The sequence below is a fragment of the Burkholderia sp. 9779_493 genome, from assembly GCF_015712215.1.
GTDB classification, from domain to species: domain Bacteria; phylum Pseudomonadota; class Gammaproteobacteria; order Burkholderiales; family Burkholderiaceae; genus Burkholderia; species Burkholderia cenocepacia.
Genome location: NZ_JACCQA010000039.1, coordinates 31,838 through 50,350, shown reverse-complemented (window position 1 = coordinate 50,350; position 18,513 = coordinate 31,838). Strand labels below are relative to the sequence as shown.

Annotated in this window: 17 protein-coding genes and 1 tRNA gene; 3 read left to right on the top strand and 15 right to left on the bottom strand. The window is 65.4% G+C overall.

Annotation, left to right across the window (positions count from 1 at the left end; translation table 11 throughout):
• Window position 1: 1 nt before the first annotated feature.
• The 15 genes from nuoH to H0X95_RS29720 all read right to left on the bottom strand — a co-directional run bounded on the left by nuoH (window position 2) and on the right by H0X95_RS29720 (window position 15,174).
• Complete coding sequence (gene nuoH / locus H0X95_RS29790) at window positions 2-1,069, bottom strand: NADH-quinone oxidoreductase subunit NuoH (protein ID WP_006484885.1); 1,068 nt, start codon at window positions 1,067-1,069, stop codon at window positions 2-4.
• Window positions 1,070-3,400, bottom strand: coding sequence for an NADH-quinone oxidoreductase subunit NuoG (nuoG, locus tag H0X95_RS29785; protein WP_059721338.1), 2,331 nt, complete (start codon window positions 3,398-3,400; stop codon window positions 1,070-1,072).
• A gap of 82 nt (window positions 3,401-3,482) precedes the next feature.
• Window positions 3,483-4,793: an NADH-quinone oxidoreductase subunit NuoF gene (nuoF, locus tag H0X95_RS29780; RefSeq protein ID WP_006478267.1), complete on the bottom strand. Its 1,311-nt coding sequence runs from the start codon at window positions 4,791-4,793 to the stop codon at window positions 3,483-3,485.
• Window positions 4,790-5,275, bottom strand: coding sequence for an NADH-quinone oxidoreductase subunit NuoE (nuoE, locus tag H0X95_RS29775; protein WP_006478266.1), 486 nt, complete (start codon window positions 5,273-5,275; stop codon window positions 4,790-4,792). Before nuoE ends, nuoF begins: the two co-directional genes overlap by 4 nt.
• A 172-nt stretch (window positions 5,276-5,447) precedes the next feature.
• The gene (locus H0X95_RS29770) at window positions 5,448-6,701 is read right to left on the bottom strand and encodes an NADH-quinone oxidoreductase subunit D (protein WP_006478265.1); all 1,254 of its coding nucleotides are present in this window, start codon (window positions 6,699-6,701) and stop codon (window positions 5,448-5,450) included.
• A 9-nt stretch (window positions 6,702-6,710) separates the two neighbouring features.
• Complete coding sequence (locus H0X95_RS29765) at window positions 6,711-7,313, bottom strand: NADH-quinone oxidoreductase subunit C (protein ID WP_006478264.1); 603 nt, start codon at window positions 7,311-7,313, stop codon at window positions 6,711-6,713.
• Between the two features lie 21 nt (window positions 7,314-7,334).
• A complete protein-coding gene (locus H0X95_RS29760) occupies window positions 7,335-7,814 on the bottom strand; it encodes a NuoB/complex I 20 kDa subunit family protein (RefSeq protein ID WP_006398799.1) in 480 nt (159 codons plus the stop codon).
• Between the two features lie 62 nt (window positions 7,815-7,876).
• Complete coding sequence (locus H0X95_RS29755) at window positions 7,877-8,236, bottom strand: NADH-quinone oxidoreductase subunit A (RefSeq protein ID WP_006398798.1); 360 nt, start codon at window positions 8,234-8,236, stop codon at window positions 7,877-7,879.
• A 153-nt stretch (window positions 8,237-8,389) separates the two neighbouring features.
• Window positions 8,390-8,474 (bottom strand) — tRNA-Leu (locus H0X95_RS29750).
• 111 nt (window positions 8,475-8,585) lie between these two features.
• Window positions 8,586-8,963 carry a preprotein translocase subunit SecG gene (secG, locus tag H0X95_RS29745; RefSeq protein WP_012492733.1) on the bottom strand — a complete coding sequence of 126 codons (378 nt, stop codon included), beginning with the start codon at window positions 8,961-8,963 and terminating at the stop codon, window positions 8,586-8,588.
• 72 nt (window positions 8,964-9,035) lie between these two features.
• Entirely contained in the window at window positions 9,036-9,791 is a 756-nt protein-coding gene (tpiA, locus tag H0X95_RS29740; RefSeq protein WP_006484882.1) for a triose-phosphate isomerase, read from the bottom strand.
• Between the two features lie 140 nt (window positions 9,792-9,931).
• Window positions 9,932-10,951: an NAD(P)H-quinone oxidoreductase gene (locus H0X95_RS29735; protein ID WP_059721339.1), complete on the bottom strand. Its 1,020-nt coding sequence runs from the start codon at window positions 10,949-10,951 to the stop codon at window positions 9,932-9,934.
• A 148-nt stretch (window positions 10,952-11,099) separates the two neighbouring features.
• Entirely contained in the window at window positions 11,100-13,247 is a 2,148-nt protein-coding gene (pnp, locus tag H0X95_RS29730) for a polyribonucleotide nucleotidyltransferase (protein WP_034178497.1), read from the bottom strand.
• 290 nt (window positions 13,248-13,537) lie between these two features.
• Window positions 13,538-13,807 carry a 30S ribosomal protein S15 gene (gene rpsO / locus H0X95_RS29725; RefSeq protein WP_006398792.1) on the bottom strand — a complete coding sequence of 90 codons (270 nt, stop codon included), beginning with the start codon at window positions 13,805-13,807 and terminating at the stop codon, window positions 13,538-13,540.
• A gap of 107 nt (window positions 13,808-13,914) precedes the next feature.
• Window positions 13,915-15,174, bottom strand: coding sequence for a branched-chain amino acid ABC transporter substrate-binding protein (locus H0X95_RS29720; RefSeq protein WP_059721340.1), 1,260 nt, complete (start codon window positions 15,172-15,174; stop codon window positions 13,915-13,917).
• Window positions 15,175-15,339: 165 nt separating this feature from the next.
• On the opposite strand from H0X95_RS29720, the gene H0X95_RS29715 reads away from it, so the two are divergent.
• The 3 genes from H0X95_RS29715 to H0X95_RS29705 all read left to right on the top strand — a co-directional run bounded on the left by H0X95_RS29715 (window position 15,340) and on the right by H0X95_RS29705 (window position 18,468).
• The gene (locus H0X95_RS29715) at window positions 15,340-15,852 is read left to right on the top strand and encodes a hypothetical protein (RefSeq protein ID WP_006484895.1); all 513 of its coding nucleotides are present in this window, start codon (window positions 15,340-15,342) and stop codon (window positions 15,850-15,852) included.
• Window positions 15,853-16,235: 383 nt separating this feature from the next.
• Window positions 16,236-16,877 (top strand): carbonic anhydrase, encoded by a 642-nt coding sequence (locus H0X95_RS29710; protein ID WP_034201505.1) that lies wholly within the window; start codon window positions 16,236-16,238, stop codon window positions 16,875-16,877.
• Window positions 16,878-16,917: 40 nt separating this feature from the next.
• Window positions 16,918-18,468 (top strand): SulP family inorganic anion transporter, encoded by a 1,551-nt coding sequence (locus H0X95_RS29705; protein WP_059721341.1) that lies wholly within the window; start codon window positions 16,918-16,920, stop codon window positions 18,466-18,468.
• Window positions 18,469-18,513 lie beyond the last annotated feature (45 nt).

Genomic DNA, 18,513 nt, shown 5'->3' with positions numbered 1-18,513 from the left:
CTTACTTCACCCAGATGTTCAGCGGCGACATCATCCAGCAGCCGACCACGACCACCCAGATCACCGTGACCGGCAGGAACACCTTCCAGCCCAGACGCATGATCTGGTCGTAACGGAAGCGCGGGAACGTCGCACGCACCCAGATGAACACCGACAGCAGTGCGAAGACCTTCAGCACCAGCCAGAAGATGCCCGGGATGAACGACAGGAATTCGAACGGGGCGTCCCAGCCGCCGAGGAACAGCGTCGCAGCCAGCGCCGAGATCACGATCATGTTGATGTACTCGGCGAGGAAGAACAGCGCGAACGCCATACCCGAGTAATCGATCATGTGACCCGCGACGATCTCCGACTCCCCTTCCACCACGTCGAACGGGTGACGGTTCGTTTCGGCGATGCCCGAGATGAAGTAGACGACGAACGCCGGCAGCAGCGGCAGCCAGTTCCACGACAGGAAGTTCACGCCGTGGCCGGCGAAGAAGCCGTGCTGTTGCGAGCCGACGATTTCCGACAGGTTCAGGCTGCCGGCCGTCATCAGCACCAGCACCAGCGCGAAGCCCATCGAGATTTCGTACGACACCATCTGTGCCGCGGCGCGCATCGCACCGAGGAACGCGTACTTCGAGTTCGACGCCCAGCCGGCGAGAATCACCGCGTACACGCCGATCGACGAGATCGCCATCGCGTACAGCAGGCCCGCGTTCACGTTCGCGAGCACGGCTTCGGCCTGGAACGGGATCACCGCCCACACGGCGAACGCCGGCACGACGGTCATGATCGGCGCGATCAGGTACAGCCAGCGGCTGGCGGCGGTCGGCTGGATGACTTCCTTCAGCAGCAGCTTCAGCACGTCGGCGATCGGCTGCAGCAGGCCGCCGGGGCCGACGCGGTTCGGGCCGAGACGTACGTGCATCCAGCCGATCAGCTTGCGTTCCCACAGAATCAGGTACGCGACGCACAGCAGGATGACGACGGAGACGACGAGGATGCGCACGACTGCCCACACCGTCGGCCACGCGAAGCCGAGAAGCTGGGCCCCGCCCGCGTTGATCGTATCGAACAAGCTCATTTACGCCTTCTCCACCACCAGTTCACCGGACAGGCTGCCGAGCGCTGCGCCGGCAGGCGTCGCCGCCGACACGCGAACGACCGTCTCCGCAAGATTCGCGTCGCGCACGGCCGGCAACTGCACCGCACGCTCGCCCTGGCGCACGCGCACCGCGTCGCCTTCCTTCAAGCCCAGCTTGTCGAACAGCGCGGCCGGCAGGGCTGCGACGTTCGCCGCCTTCGCGGCGGCCGTCAGGTGCAGCGCACCTGCTCGGCGCACGAGTGCGTCGGCGTGATAGATCGGCACATCGGCCAGGCGCTCGAAACCACCGTTCGCGGCGTTCGCCGTGGCACGGGCCGGCGCGACCGACGTCTGGTTCGACAGGCGACCCGCGACGCCGGCGTCGCCGAGCGCGGCGACACGCACTTCTTCCGCGGTCTCGTATTCGAAGTTCGGCAGACCGAGCAGGCTGCCGAGCACGCGCAGCACCTTCCACGCCGGACGCGTGTCGCCGAGCGGGCGCACGACGCCGTTGAAGCTCTGCACGGTGCCTTCCGCGTTGACGAACGTACCGGCCGTTTCGGTGAACGGCGCAACCGGCAGCAGCACGTCGGCGTAGTCGAGGCCGTGCTTGAACGGCGACATCACGACGACCATCTCCGCCTGGTTCAGCGCGGCCAGTGCCTGCGCCGGGTCGGCCGTATCGAATTCCGGTTCGACGTTCAGCAGCACGTAGCCCTTGCGCGGCTGCGCGAACGCTTCGCGTGCGTTCAGGCCACCTTCGCCCGGCAGTGCGCCGACCACGTGCGCGCCGACCGTGTTCGCCGCTTCCGTCAGGAAGCCGAACGTGGCGCCGGTGTTGTCAGCGATCCACTGGGCGACGGCGTGCAGCTTCGCGAATTGCGGATGACGGACCGCGACGTTGCCGAGCAGCACCGCGCGGCGTTCGCCGTTCGCGAGCGACTGCGCGACAGCCTGGGCGGCCGGCGATGCCGTGACGCCCGCGAGCGCGTCGGGCAGCGCGATGCCGCGCAGTTGCGCGACGGCCGCGGCGATGCCGGCCAGCTCGTCGAGCCATGCGGACGGCGCGGCGACGATGCGTTGCGCGGTCGGGATCAGCGAATCGTCGCCGGTCGCGTGCAGGAAGTGCAGCTTCGCACCGTTCTTCGCAGCCTGACGCAGGCGCGATGCGAACAGCGGGTGGTCGCGGCGCAGGAACGACCCGACGACGAACGCGGCGTCCACGTTCGACAGATCGGCGATCGGCATGCCGAGCCACGGCGCGCCCTGGACCGGTGCCGAGAAATCCTGCTGACGCAGACGGAAGTCGACGTTCGGCGTTTTCAGTTCGTTGGCGAGCTGCTTCACGAGGAACAGCTCTTCGGCCGTGCTGTGCGCGCTCGCGAGCATCGCCAGCGCGTTCGCGCCGTGATCCGCGGCGATGCCCTTCAGGCCCTTCGCGACGTATTCGAGCGCGGTCTGCCAGTCGGTCTCGATCCACTGGCCGCCCTGCTTCAGCATCGGCTTCGTCAGGCGCTCTTCACTGTTGAGGCCTTCATACGAGAAGCGGTCCTTGTCCGAGATCCAGCATTCGTTGATCGCTTCGTTCTCGAACGGCAGCACGCGCATCACGCGGTTGTTCTTCACCTGCACGACGAGGTTCGCGCCGACGGAATCGTGCGGGCTCACCGACTTGCGACGCGACAGTTCCCAGGTACGGGCGCTGTAGCGGAACGGCTTGCTGGTCAGCGCGCCGACCGGGCACAGGTCGATCATGTTGCCCGACATTTCGGAGTCGACCGTCTTGCCGACGAACGTCGTGATTTCCGAATGCTCGCCGCGGCCCAGCATGCCGAACTCCATCACGCCGGCGATTTCCTGGCCGAAGCGGACGCAGCGCGTGCAGTGGATGCAGCGCGACATTTCTTCCATCGAGATCAGCGGGCCCACGTTCTTGTGGAACACCACGCGCTTTTCTTCCGAGTAGCGCGACGACGACTTGCCGTAGCCGACCGCCAGATCCTGCAGCTGGCATTCGCCGCCCTGATCGCAGATCGGGCAATCGAGCGGGTGATTGATGAGGAGGAATTCCATCACCGACTGCTGCGCCTTCACAGCCTTGTCGGACTGCGTGCGGACGATCATGCCGGCCGACACGGGGGTCGCGCAGGCAGGCACGGCCTTCGGCATCTTCTCGACTTCGACGAGACACATCCGGCAGTTGGCCGCAACCGACAGTTTCTTGTGATAGCAGAAGTGAGGAATGTACGTATCCGCCTTGTGCGCAGCCTGGATCACCATGCTGCCTTCGGGCACCTCGACCTTCTTGCCGTCTATTTCAAGTTCAACCATGATGGTGAATGGTCCTTAACCTATTTCCGCCCGTTCGCGCCTTCGCCCGACCGTGCGCTCAAATTCCGCAACCGGGTGCGCTTCAGGCTGCCGCCGCGTGCGCGTGGCCGCCGACCATGCAGTGCTTGTGCTCGACGTGGTACGCGAATTCGTCCCAGTAGTGCTTCAGCATCCCGCGTACCGGCATCGCCGCCGCATCGCCGAGCGCACAGATCGTGCGGCCCATGATGTTCTCGGCCACCGAGTTCAGCAGGTCCAGATCTTCCTGGCGGCCTTCGCCGTGCTCGATACGGTTCACGACGCGATACAGCCAGCCGGTGCCTTCACGGCACGGCGTGCACTGGCCGCACGATTCCTCGTAGTAGAAGTACGACAGGCGCAGCAGCGAGCGCACCATGCAGCGCGTCTCGTCCATCACGATCACCGCGCCGGAACCGAGCATCGAGCCCGCCTTCGCGATCGAGTCGTAGTCGAGATCGGTCTGCATCATGATGTCGCCCGGGATCACCGGCGCCGACGAACCGCCCGGAATCACGGCCTTGATCTTCTTGCCGCCGCGCATCCCGCCGGCGAGCTCCATCAGCGTCGCGAACGGCGTGCCGAGCGGCACCTCGTAGTTGCCCGGGCGCTCGACGTCGCCCGACACCGAGAAAATCTTCGTGCCGCCGTTGTTCGGCTTGCCGATCTCGAGGTAATTCTGCGGCCCGATGGACAGCAGGAACGGCACCGCGGCGAACGTCTCGGTGTTGTTGATCGTGGTCGGCTTGCCGTACACGCCGAAGCTCGCCGGGAACGGCGGCTTGAAGCGCGGCTGGCCCTTCTTGCCTTCGAGCGACTCGAGCAGCGCCGTTTCCTCGCCGCAGATGTACGCACCGTAACCGTGGTGCGCGTGCAGCTGGAACGAGAATTCCGAGCCCATGATGTTGTCGCCGAGGAACCCGGCGGCGCGTGCCTCATCGAGCGCGGCTTCGAAGCGTCGATACACTTCGAAGATTTCGCCGTGGATGTAGTTGTAGCCGACGGTGATGCCCATCGCGTACGCGCCGATGGCCATGCCTTCGATCAGCGCATGCGGGTTCCAGCGCAGGATGTCGCGATCCTTGAACGTGCCCGGCTCGCCTTCGTCCGAGTTGCAGACGAGGTACTTCTGCCCCGGGAACTGGCGCGGCATGAAGCTCCACTTCAGGCCGGTCGGGAAGCCCGCACCGCCGCGACCGCGCAGGCCCGACGCCTTCACGTCGGCGATCACCTGCTCGGGCGGAATCTTTTCTTCGAGAATGCGGCGCAGCTGCTTGTAGCCGCCGCGCGCAACGTAGTCTTCGAGGTGCCAGTTCTCGCCGTTCAGACCAGCGAGGATCAGCGGTTTGATGTGACGGTCGTGGAGGGACGTCATTTCGAGAGCTCCTCAAGCAGCTGGTCGATCTTCTCGCGGCTCATGAAGCTGCACATTCTGTGATTGTTCACCAGCAGCACCGGCGCATCGCCGCACGAGCCCATGCATTCGCCTTCCTTCAGCGTGAACTTGCCGTCGGGCGTGGTCTCGCCGAAGCCGATGCCCAGCTTCTGTTTCAGGTAGTCGGCAGTCGCTTCCGCGCCGCCGTGCGGGCCGAGCTGGCACGGCAGGTTCGTGCAGAGCGTGATCTTGTGCTTGCCGACCGGTTTGAGCTCGTACATCGTGTAGAACGTCGCGACTTCCTGCACGGCAACGGCCGGCATGCCGAGATAGTCCGCAACGAACTGCATCAGTTCGGGCGACAGCCAGCCGTGCTCTTCTTGAGCCACGGCCAACGCCGACATCACGGCGGACTGTTTCTGATCGGCGGGATACTTCGTCAACGCTCGATCGATTTCCTTCAGGCCTTCAGCTGAGATCATTTTCAGACACGACTCTTTCAATTCCTACCGAACGAACAACCTGCCGCACACTGGGGTGCATGGACGGCAGACCTGGCGCTCACTCTGTTGACAGCTTGCGAAGCCGCGCCGGTTCAGCGCGCATCGCGTGTGACTTACTGCTCGCCGCCCGCGCTCGCGGGCGGCGCAACCATTAGCGATCGATTTCGCCGAACACGATGTCCTGCGTACCGATGATCGTGACGGCGTCGGCGATCATGTGACCGCGCGCCATTTCGTCGAGCGACGCCAGGTGCGCGAAACCCGGTGCGCGAATCTTGAGGCGATACGGCTTGTTGGCGCCGTCCGACACGAGGTAGATGCCGAATTCACCCTTCGGATGCTCGACCGCCGCGTACGCTTCGCCTTCCGGCACATGGAAACCTTCGGTGAAGAGCTTGAAGTGGTGAATCAAGTCTTCCATGTTGGTCTTCATGCCGACGCGCGACGGCGGGGCAACCTTGTGATTGTCCGTCATCACCGGGCCCGGATTCTTGCGGAGCCACTCAATACACTGTTTCGCGATGCGGATCGACTGGCGCATTTCTTCGACGCGCACCAGATAGCGGTCGTAGCAATCGCCGTTCACGCCGACCGGCACGTCGAAATCCATCCGATCGTACACTTCGTAGGGCTGCTTCTTGCGCAGGTCCCACGCGATGCCCGAGCCGCGCAGCATCGGGCCCGTCAGGCCCATCTGCAGCGCACGTTCCGGGCTCACCACGCCGATCCCGACCAGACGCTGTTTCCAGATCCGGTTGTCGGTCAGCAGCGTTTCGTATTCGTCGACGCACTTCGGGAAGCGCGTGAAGAAATCGTCGATGAAGTCGAGCACCGAACCACTGCGCGCTTCGTTCATCTTCGCGAGCGCCTTCTCGTTGCGAATCTTCGACGCCTTGTATTGCGGCATTGCGTCAGGCAGATCGCGATAGACGCCGCCCGGACGATAGTAGGCCGCGTGCATCCGGGCGCCGGACACCGCTTCGTACACGTCCATCAGGTCTTCGCGCTCGCGGAACGCGTACAGGAACACGGCCATCGCGCCGACGTCGAGTGCGTGCGCGCCGATCCACATCAGGTGGTTCAGCACGCGCGTGATTTCGTCGAACAGCACGCGGATGTACTGCGCGCGCTCCGGCACTTCGATGCCGAGCAGCTTTTCGATCGCGAGCACGTAGCCGTGCTCGTTGACCATCATCGACACGTAGTCGAGACGGTCCATGTACGGCACGGACTGGATGAAGGTCTTGGATTCCGCGAGCTTTTCCGTCGCTCGGTGCAGCAGGCCGATGTGCGGATCGGCACGCTGGATGACTTCGCCGTCGAGCTCGAGCACGAGGCGCAGCACGCCGTGCGCTGCCGGGTGCTGCGGGCCGAAGTTGAGCGTGTAGTTCTTGATTTCTGCCATGACGCCCCCTTAATGTTTCAGACCGCCATAGCGATCCTCGCGGATCACGCGCGGCGTGATTTCGCGCGGCTCGATCGTCACCGGCTGGTACACGACCCGCTTCTCTTCCGGGTCGTAACGCATTTCGACGTAGCCCGACACCGGGAAGTCCTTGCGGAACGGGTGACCGATGAAGCCGTAGTCGGTGAGGATGCGGCGCAGGTCGGGGTGGCCTTCGAACACGATGCCGTACAGGTCGAACGCTTCGCGCTCGTACCAGTTCGCCGAGGTCCAGATGTCGACCAGCGACGCCACGATCGGCAGATCGTCGTCCGGCGCGAATGCGCGCAGGCGCAGGCGCCAGTTGTTCGTGACCGACAGCAGGTGCGACACGGCCGCGAAGCGCGGGCCGTCGTAGGCGCCGTCGCCGAAGGTCTGGTAGTCGACGCCGCACAGGTCGATCAGTTGCTCGAAACGGAGCTTCGGATCGTCGCGCAGCGTCTTTGCGACTTCGAGGTAATCGCTCGCCTTCACGACGAGCGTCAGTTCACCGATCGCTTCGGTGAGGCTCACCACGCGCGCGCCGAGCGCGGCTTCGAGGTTTGCCTTGAGGGTCTCGATTTTGCTTGCCATATTGAGGGGACGCTCGGGGCTTTATTGACGGGCGATGGTATTGGTGCGGCGGATCTTCGCCTGAAGCTGGATCACGCCGTAGACCAGCGCCTCGGCCGTGGGCGGACAGCCCGGCACGTAGACGTCGACCGGCACGATCCGGTCGCAGCCGCGGACCACCGAGTACGAGTAGTGGTAGTAACCACCGCCGTTTGCGCACGACCCCATCGAGATCACCCAGCGCGGCTCGGCCATCTGGTCGTACACGCGGCGCAGCGCGGGCGCCATCTTGTTGCACAGCGTGCCGGCCACGATCATCACGTCCGACTGACGCGGGCTCGGACGGAACACGACGCCGAACCGGTCCAGATCGTAACGGGCCGCGCCCGCATGCATCATCTCGACGGCGCAACACGCGAGCCCGAACGTCATCGGCCACAGCGAGCCGGTACGCGTCCAGTTGATCAGCTTGTCAGCCGTCGTGGTGACAAACCCTTCCTTCAAGACCCCTTCGATACTCATTTGCTTTCCACTCCAGACGAGCGACCGAGCGTGGCCGCCCATGCAAACCGGCGATTAACCCATCACTCCCAGTCGAGGCCGCCTTTCTTCCAGATATAGGCAAAGCCCAGCAGGAATTCGAGCAGAAAAATCATCATTGCGATGAAACCCGGCCAGCCGATGTCCCGGAGCGCGACGCCCCACGGAAACAGGAATGCGGTTTCGAGATCGAAGATGATGAACAGGATGGCGACGAGGTAATACCGAACGTCGAATTTCATCCGGGCGTCTTCAAAGGCTTCGAAGCCGCACTCGTACGGTGCGTTCTTCTCGACGTCCGGCTTGTTGGGACCAAGGAGCTTGCCGATGCTGACCAGCGCTATACCTAAACCAGTGCCCACGAGGAGGAACAACAAGACGGGGTAATAGGCTGCGAGGTTCAAGGCAATCCTCTATCGGTTGGTTCTGAGCGTCCGGAGAATACCACTTCCGGCGGAAGGAATCATTTCGGAGTACAGGCGATCGCAAGACAACCGCAAGCACACCCCAGAAATGAAAAATGCCAGCCACTAGAAGCGGCTGGCATTGAGTAACTTTGGTGCCGACGGCGAGACTCGAACTCGCACAGCTTTCGCCACTACCCCCTCAAGATAGCGTGTCTACCAATTTCACCACGTCGGCACTGCATGCAACTCGGGTTGTGCTGCTCGTTTCCCGCGAATCGCTTCAAGAATTAAATTCTAACCCGAGTTCCAGATTTGTTCAACGCACAAACGCAAAAAATTTAACTTTTTATTTCGGGACATCCTGGCCCGGCACGCTTGCGGCCGAACCGGCGGCAGCGGACGCCGCGACGGCCGGTGCCGACGCTGCAGGTGCCGATGCCGGCGCGGTCACGGCCGTGCCGAGCACGCCCGCCGACGGCGTCGACTTGTACGAACCGAGATACGTCAGCGCGAGCGTCGCGACGAAGAAGATCGTCGCGAGAATGCCCGTCGTACGCGACAGGAAGTTCGCCGAGCCCGTCGCACCGAACAGGCTGCCCGACGCGCCGCTGCCGAATGCGGCGCCCATGTCGGCCCCCTTGCCGTGCTGCAGCAGCACGAGTCCAATCACACCAAGTGCAGACAGCACCTGCACCACAATAATCAGCGTCTTGAATAACAGCATCACACCCACCCGATTGGATCGGGCGACCGGACCGACCGGCCGCCGTCATGGTTCAATTCGATCTCGGACCGCTCAACGCGCGGCCCGGCAGATCGCCAGGAAATCTTCCGCCTTCAGCGACGCGCCGCCGATCAGGCCGCCGTCGATGTCCGGCTGCGCGAACAGCTCTTCCGCGTTGTCCGGCTTCACGCTGCCGCCGTACAGCACGGACACGTCCGCCGCACCCTTTGCCGCAAGACGCGTACGCAGGAACGCGTGCACGTCCTGCGCCTGCGCCGACGTCGCGCTCTTGCCCGTGCCGATCGCCCAGACCGGCTCGTACGCGACGACGATGCGCGCGGCCTCGTCAGCCGTCAGCACGGCCAGCACCGCGTCGAGCTGCGCACCGACGACCTGCTCGGTCGCACCCGACTCGCGCTCGTCGAGCGTCTCGCCGACGCACACGACCGGCGTGAGGCCCGCCGCGAGCGCGCGCTGCGTCTTCGCCGCGACCGTCTCGCTGCTTTCGCCGTGATACGCGCGACGCTCCGAATGGCCGACGATCGCGTACCGCGCGCCGAACTCCGCCACCATCGCGGCCGCCACTTCGCCGGTGAACGCGCCTTGCTCGTGCGCGGACACGTCCTGCGCACCGAACGCGACACGGCCACCGCCGAGTTGCGCCTGAACCTGCGCGAGATACGGGAACGGCACGCACACGCCAATCGACGTTTCAGCCGCCACCGCGCCCGCACCCTGCACCACTTCGTTCAGCAGCGCCTGGTTGCCGGCCAGCCGGCCGTGCATCTTCCAGTTGCCGATCACTCGCTTTGTTCGTTGTTTCGACATCGTGTCCGTCTCGTCACTATCTTGTCATTAACGTGCCGGAACCCGGCCGTCAGGTTGGATCTGGCGAAGCAAACCCGCGATTTTACTGCGCGGGGCTTGAACCGGTCAAACCGCGCATGTCAAGCCCGCCGCACGGGGCGTCAGGCGTTCGACCCCCAATCGAGCACAATCTTGCCGGTATGCTCGCTGCTTTCCATCAGCGCATGCGCCTGCGCGGCGTCCGCGGCGGGCAGCACGCGATAGATCACCGGCTTGATGCGGCCGTCGGCGAGCAGCGGCCATACGCGCGCCTTCAGCTGCGCGGCGATACGGGCCTTGAATTCGACCGGGCGCGGGCGCAGCGTCGAACCGGTGATCGTCAGCCGGCGGCGCAGGATCTCGCCGAGGTTGACGTCGGCCTTCGCGCCGCCAAGCAGCGCGATCAGCACGAGACGGCCGCCGTCCGCGAGCGCGGACAGCTCGCGCGGCACGTACGAGCCCGCCACCATGTCGAGGATCACGTCGACGCCGCGATCGTGCGTCAGCGACTTCACGACTTCGACGAAGTCTTCGGTCTTGTAGTTGATCGCGCGCTCGGCGCCGAGCGCCTCGCACGCACGGCACTTGTCGGCGGTGCCGGCCGTCGCGAACACGCGAAAACCGAGCGCATGCGCGATCTGGATCGCCGTCACGCCGATGCCGCTGGAGCCGCCCTGCACGAGCAGCGTCTCGTGCTCGCCGCCCTCGCCCGCGCCGAGCTGCGCACGGTCGAACACGTTGCTCCACACGGTGAAAAACGTTTCGGGCAGCGACGCGGCCTCGATATCGGTGAGGCCGCCCGGCACCGGCAGGCACTGCGGCAGCGGCGCGACCGCATATTCGGCATAGCCGCCGCCCGCGAGCAACGCGCACACGCGGTCGCCGAGCTTCAGGCCGAACGGGTTCAGCACCGCATCGGACAGATCGCCGCCGACGATCTCGCCCGCGACCTCGAGGCCCGGCAGATCCGACGCACCCGGCGGCGGCGCATAGGCGCCCTTGCGCTGGAACACGTCGGGCCGGTTCACGCCGGAAGCCGCCACCTTGATCAGCACCTCGCCGCGCTTCGGTTCGGGGCGCGGACGCTCCGCGAGCTTCAGCACGTCGGGGGCGCCGAATTCGGTGATTTCGATGGCTTTCATGGTGAAAATCGCTCCAGGATCGGAATCGGATGGCACGGCCGCGCGCACGGCGTGGACGCCTCGCCGGCGCTGCTGCGCCGCACAACGATGCTACAGAAAAAACGGCCGGCACGCTTTCGCACTGCCGGCCGTTGATCCGCCTGTCCGCTTACTGCTGCGGCGGCGTATCCGACTGCGCTGCAGCCGCTGCTTCATTCAGCAGCGCCTTGGCCGACAGACGCACGCGACCCTTCTCGTCCGTCTGGATCACCTTGACCTTCACCTGCTGACCTTCCTTCAGGTAGTCGTTGATGTCCTTCACGCGCTCGTTGACGATTTCCGAGATGTGCAGCAGGCCGTCCTTGCCCGGCAGCAGGTTCACGATCGCGCCGAAATCGAGCAGCTTGAGCACCGTGCCTTCGTACACCTGGCCGACTTCGATCTCGGCCGTGATCTGCTCGATGCGCTTCTTCGCTTCGGCCATGCCGTCGCTGCTCGTGCTCGCGATCGTCACGACGCCGTCGTCCGAGATGTCGATGGTCGTGCCCGTTTCTTCCGTCAGCGCGCGGATCACCGAACCGCCCTTGCCGATCACGTCGCGGATCTTTTCCGGATTGATCTTGATGGTGATCATGCGCGGCGCGAATTCCGACAGTTGCGTGTTCGCACCCGACACCGCCGAGGTCATCTTGCCGAGGATGTGCATGCGGCCTTCCTTCGCCTGCGCGAGCGCGACCTGCATGATTTCCTTCGTGATGCCCTGGATCTTGATGTCCATCTGCAGCGCCGTCACGCCTTGCTCGGTGCCGGCCACCTTGAAGTCCATGTCGCCGAGGTGGTCTTCGTCGCCGAGGATGTCGGTCAGCACCGCGAACTTGTTGCCTTCGAGAATCAGGCCCATCGCGATACCCGCGACGTGCGCCTTCATCGGCACGCCGGCGTCCATCAGCGCGAGGCAGCCGCCGCACACCGATGCCATCGACGACGAACCGTTCGATTCGGTGATTTCCGACACGACGCGGATCGAGTAGCCGAATTCGTCGGCGCTCGGCAGGCACTTGACCAGCGCGCGCTTGGCCAGCCGGCCGTGGCCGATTTCGCGGCGCTTCGGCGAACCGACGCGGCCCGTTTCGCCGGTCGCGAACGGGGGCATGTTGTAGTGAAGCATGAAGCGCTCGCGGTATTCGCCTTCGAGCGCGTCGATGATCTGCTCGTCACCCTTCGTGCCGAGCGTCGCGACGACCAGCGCCTGCGTCTCGCCGCGCGTGAACAGCGCCGAGCCGTGGGTACGCGGCAGCACGCCGGTGCGGATTTCGATCGGGCGCACGGTGCGCGTGTCGCGGCCGTCGATGCGCGGCTCGCCGTTCAGGATCTGCGAGCGGACGATCTTCGCTTCGATGTCGAACAGGATATTGCCGACGGTGGCCTTGTCGGCCGCGACCGTGCCGGCCGCCAGCGCGTCTTCCTCGAGCTTCGCCGAGGTCGCCGCGTAGACTTCCTTCAGCTTCGCCGAACGTGCCTGCTTGTCGCGCAGCTGGTAAGCGGCGAGCAGATCGTTCTGCGCCAGCTCGGTCACGCGTGCGATCAGCGCCTCGTTCTTCGGCGCCGGCTGCCAGTCCCACTCGGGCTTGCCGCCGTCGCGCACCAGTTCGTGGATCGCGTCGATCGCGATCTGCATCTGCTCGTGGCCGAACACCACCGCGCCCAGCATCACGTCTTCCGACAGTTGGTCGGCTTCCGATTCGACCATCAGCACGGCGCGCTCGGTACCCGCGACGACGAGGTCGAGGCTCGATGCCTTGATCTGGTCACGCGTCGGGTTCAGCACGTACGCGTTGTCGATGTACGCGACGCGTGCGGCGCCGACCGGGCCGTTGAACGGCAGGCCCGACACGGCGAGCGCAGCCGATGCGCCGATCAGCGCGGGGATGTCCGCCGGGATTTCCGGGTTCACGGACAGCACGTGGATCACGACCTGGACTTCGTTGTAGAAGCCTTCCGGGAACAGCGGGCGCAGCGGACGGTCGATCAGGCGCGACGTCAGCGTCTCGTGCTCCGACGGACGGCCTTCGCGGCGGAAGAAGCCGCCCGGGATCTTGCCGGCCGAATAGGTCTTCTCGAGGTAGTCGACGGTCAGCGGGAAGAAGTCCTGACCCGGCTTCGCCGACTTCGCGCCCACGACGGTCGCGAGCACGACGGTGTCTTCGACGTCGACGATCACGGCGCCGCTCGCCTGGCGAGCGACTTCACCGGTTTCGAGGCGCACCTTGTGCTGGCCCCACTGGAATTCCTTCACGACCTTGTTGAACATGGACATGGTTGCTCCTTTGTATTCATGCATTTCATTCGCCGCGCCGGCGATCCCGCGCGGCGGCGTCCCGACCGAATCACCCGGAGCAAGGTGTGTTTTTTATGCCATTCCAGCGCGGCGCTCATGCAGCGACGCGCTGGAATGACACAAATCCCGCCCCGGTATCGATCGTTGCGGCAGGCCGGCACGAACGTGCCGGACAGCCTGCGATGCGTGTGACGCTACGCACCGCGCAAAAACAAAATGCCTGTATCAGCGGACTGACACAGGCATCTTGCTGGCGGCAATCGCCTCGATTACTTACGCAGACCCAGCTTCTCGATCAGTGCGCGGTAACGGTCGGCATCCTTGCCCTTGAGGTAGTCGAGCAGCTTGCGGCGGCGGCTCACCATGCGCAGCAGGCCGCGGCGGCTGTGGTGATCCTTCGCGTGGGTCTTGAAGTGACCCGTCAGTTCGACGATACGTGCGGTCAGCAGTGCGACCTGGACTTCGGGCGACCCCGTGTCGTTGGTACCGCGGGCGAACTGAGCAACGACTTCCGACTTCTTGATATCTGCAACAGACATGTGATTTCCTTTCTAACTGAACAGGCGGACACGGAAGAATGGCCGTGCCGTGACTTACAACCGGCGCGCATTGTAGCACAACTCGATGCCGTTCTTACCGCCTCCCGTCACGGACGCGTCATCGAACACGTCGACGGCATCTCCGTGCGCTGCGCCGGCACCGCGAGCACCGTCCGGAAGCCGTAGCCCGACCCTTCGTTGTCGAAGCGCACGCCCGGCGCGCCGACCTTGTCCATGTCCATCACGTAAAGGGGCTGGATCAGCTGGTGATCCTGCGCGCGCATCCGCGACGCGTGGAAGCCGTCGTCGAACGACAGGCCTTCGAGCGCGCGTGCGACCGCGACCGGGTCGGCGGACCCCGCGCGGGTCATCGCGGCGGCCAGCATCTCGATCATCTGGCTCATCCGCCGCACCGGATAGTCGTCCTGCGCGGCCGGGAAACGGGTCCGGAACGCGCGGTAGAACGCGTCGGATTTGGCCCCGCCCGCGTTCGGATGCCAGTCGGCCACGGCCACCACGCGGCCGACGCCCGCGTCGCCCAGGGCCGCCGGCGCGCCGAGGCTGTTGCCGTAGAACGTATAGAACTTCGCGTCGAGCCCCTGTTCGCGCGCCGCCTTCACGAGCAGCGTGAGGTCGTTGCCCCAGTTGCCGGTCACGACGGCGTCCGCGCCGCTGGCGCGGATCTTCGCGATATACGGCGAGAAATCCTTGATCCGGCCGATCGGGTGGAATTCGTTGCCCGCGATCGTCACGTCCGGGCGCCGCGCGGCCAGCGCCTGCCGTGCGAGGGTGCTGACGTCGTGGCCGAAGCTGTAGTCCTGGTTCAGCAGATAGACCTTGCGCAGCGCGCGATCACGCGCCATCACGTCCGCGAGCGCGGCCATCCGCATGCCGGCATGCGCATCGAAGCGGAAATGCCAGAAACTGCAACGCGCGCCGGTCAGCGCCGGATCGTCGGCCGAATAGTTCAGGAACAGCATCCGGCTGTCCGGATTGCGCGCGTTCAGCTTGTCGAGCGCCGCGACGAGCGCGGCCGCGACGGCCGAGCTGTTGCCCTGCGCGACGAAGCCGATATGGCGGTCGGCCGCCGCGCGCAACTGCACGAGCGCCTCCTCCGGGCTGCCCTTGCTGTCGAGCACGACGAGTTCGAGCGGATGCGCGCCATCGCGCAGCTTCACGCCGCCCGCCGCGTTGACCTGCTCGACACCGAAACGCAGATTGCGCTCGACCGCCGCCCCCGCGTTCGCGAACGGGCCCGACATCCCTTCGATCAGCGCGATCCGCACCGGCTCGCCACCGGCAAACGCGGACGACGCCAGCATCCACCCCGCGCTCCACGCGAGCGCGCACCGCTTCCAACCCTGCATCGGCCACCTGCCCTTCAATCTGCCCGAGAAGCGCGGATCATAGGCCGCCGCGACCGCCGCCCGCAAGCGCGACAGCTGCGATCCGCACCGATTTTTCGCATGCGATGCGCCGTCGCGCGCCGTCCGTGATAAAACGGGACTTGTTTCCGTGTTCTGGAGAATCCGATGCGCATTCGCATTCCCGCGCGCCTGCCGGTGCTGGCCGTCTGCGCTACCGCGCTGCTGGCCGGTTGCGCGCAACCGTGGCAGCAATACCAGGCCGGCCAGGACGAGTCGGCGATCGTCGCACGCATGGGCCCGCCGCGCGAGATCTACGACCTGCCCGGCGGCGGCAAGCGCCTGATGTGGCCGACCCAGCCAATGGGCGAAATCACGGTCGCGGCCGACGTCGATGCGGCCCACCGGATCGTCAACGTGCGTCAGGTGCTGCAGCCGAGCGAGTTCTATCGCGCGGAGATCGGCAAGTGGACGAAGACCGACGTCCTCGTCAATTTCGGACGCCCGGTCGAGACGTCCTACTTCCCGCTGATGAAACGCGAGGTGTGGACGTACCGGTATCTCGAGGACAACGTCTGGTACATGATGTACAGCTTCTACTTCGATCCGCAGGGCATCCTGCGCACCACGCAGAAAACGCCGGACCCGCTGCACGATCCCGATCGCCGCACCCTGTTCTGACCGATTGCGCATTCAAGCGCAATTGTCGCAATGGCCATTTACGAATTATTGCGTGAATGGCCATTTCATTTTTTCCGTCGTCTTATTTAATTCGAAGAACAAGACGGAAATCTTTTCCGATTCCTGACATTCCGATGGCAAGCCGCTGAACGCCCCGTCATGCGGGCCACTGCGCGCATACAGGCATGGGCCGTGCATGTCATGCGTCGCGCTGGTGCATGCAATGCACTATGCCCAATCAATTTGAAACAATTTGTTTCAGTTCACCCGGAGTGCTAGGGCATACCCCTAATATCAGTCGAAATTCAACCTTTCAATTTAGAAAGAATGCGCTTGCGCCATTTCGGCCGATATTTATTTGCCTTTATCACAAAGGAGTCCTCATGAATCGCCCCAAGAGCATGCTGGTTGCCAACATTGCCTGGGCCCGCGAGACGCGCGAACACACGCCCGGCTTCTTCGACGCGCTCGCGCGCGGCCAGAACCCGCGCGTCCTGTGGATCGGCTGCGCCGACAGCCGCGTGCCGGCGGAAACCATCACGCACTGCGCGCCCGGCGAGCTGTTCGTCCATCGCAACATCGCGAACCTGTTCCATCCCGACGACGACAATTCCGCCAGCGTGCTCGAGTACGCGGTGCGGGTGCTGAAGGTCGATCACGTGATCGTGTGCGGCCACTACGGATGCGGCGGCGTGCGCGCATCGCTGCTGCCGCCGCCCGCCGACCTGCCGCACGTCGCGCGCCGCATCGCACCGCTCTGCGCGCTCGCGCGGCGCCATCGCGACACGCTCGACGGGCTCGACGACATGGCCGCCGCCGACCGCCTCGCCGAGCTGAACGTGCTCGAACAGGTGCGGCTGCTGCGCGCGTCGCCGATCGTGCGCGGTCGCGAACGGCCGCCGCTCGTGCACGGCTGGATCTTTTCGCTCGCCGACGGCCGCCTGAAGGAGCTCGATTCCGGCTATGCGGCATTGCCGACCGAAGCCGAGCCCGAACCTGTCGCGGCCGCCGCCGCGCTCGGTTGACCCGCGCCCTGCCCTCCCTGCCAACGAAACCACCCCAACCATGAAACTGAACGAGCGCCTGTCCACCCTGCCGCGCGACATCGTCGCCGGCATCGTCGTTTTCCTCGTTGCGCTACCGCTCTGTCTCGGTATCGCCAACGCCTCCGGCGTCGAGCCGTTCGCCGGGCTCGTGTCGGGCATCGTCGGCGGCATCGTCGTCGCGCTGCTGAGCGGCTCGTCGCTGTCCGTCAGCGGACCGGCCGCCGGCCTCGTCGTGATCGTCGTCGAAGGGATCGCGCAACTCGGCAGCTTCTCCGCGTTCCTGCTCGCGGTGCTGCTGTCCGGCGTGCTGCAGTTCGGCTTCGGCATGCTGCGCGCCGGCCGCTTCGCCGCGTACGTGCCGTCGCCCGTCATCAAGGGCATGCTCGCCGCGATCGGCCTGCTACTGATCGTGAAGCAGATTCCGTTCGCCTTCGGCATTGGCGGCTCGGCCGCGCAATCGTTTGCGAACTGGCCGGGGCTGCCGGTCGCATGGGCCGCCACGGCCATCGCGCTCGCGTCGCTCGCGCTGCTGGTGGCATGGGACACCCCCGCGCTGCGCCGCTTCGCGCTGGTGCGCTCGGTGCCCGCGCCGCTCGCGGTGGTCGTGCTCGGCATCGGCGCGACGCTGGTGCTGGGTGTCGTCGCGCCCGCGGTCGCGCCGGGCGCCGCCCACCGCGTCACCTTGCCCGAACTCGGATCGTTCACCGCCTTCGCGGCATCGCTCAAGCACGCGGAGCTCGGCCCCAACTTCGCGCAGCTCGTCAATCCGGACGTGTGGCGCGTCGCGATCACGCTCGCGGTCGTCGCCAGTCTCGAAACCCTGCTGAGCCTCGAAGCGGTCGAACAGATCGACCCGAAGCGCCGGCCGGTGCAACCCGACCGCGAACTGAAGGCCCAGGGCGTCGGCAATCTCGTCGCGGGCGCGGTCGGCGGCCTGCCGATCACGTCGGTGATCGTGCGCAGCTCGGTGAACGTCAACGCGGGCGCGCAAAGCCGGATGTCGGCGATCGTCCACGGGGTGCTGCTGCTCGCCAGCGTGTTCGCGCTCACCGGGCTGATCAACCTGATCCCGCTCGCGAGCCTCGCCGCGATCCTGATCCACACGGGCTTCAAGCTGGCGAAGCCGGCGCTGTTCCGCTCGGTGATGAAACAGGGGCCGGCCGCGTTCGTGCCGTTCGCCGCGACGATCGTCGGCGTGCTGGCGGTCGACCTGCTGTTCGGCATCGCGCTCGGCCTCGCGTGCAGCGTGCTCGCCGTCGCCGTCGCGAACCTGAAGAGCCCCGTCACGCTCGCGCAGCATGACGACCACTTCCTGCTGTCGTTCCGCAAGGACGTGTCGTTTCTGGGCAAGGTACAGGTCAAGCACCATCTGCGGCACATTCCGGACCGTGCTGCGGTGATCATCGACGCGACGCGCGCCGACTACATCGATCACGACGTGCTCGAACTGCTCGATGCGTTCGTCACCGATGCGCCGCGGCGCGGGATCGCGGTCGAGTTCCGCCGGCGCCAGCCGGCGCCACGCACGGCGGCGCGCCGCTGGCTGTTCCGCGCGCCGGCCGCCGAATGAGCGGCCGATGAAAAAACACCCCGGCGGCGCAGGGCCGCACGGGGC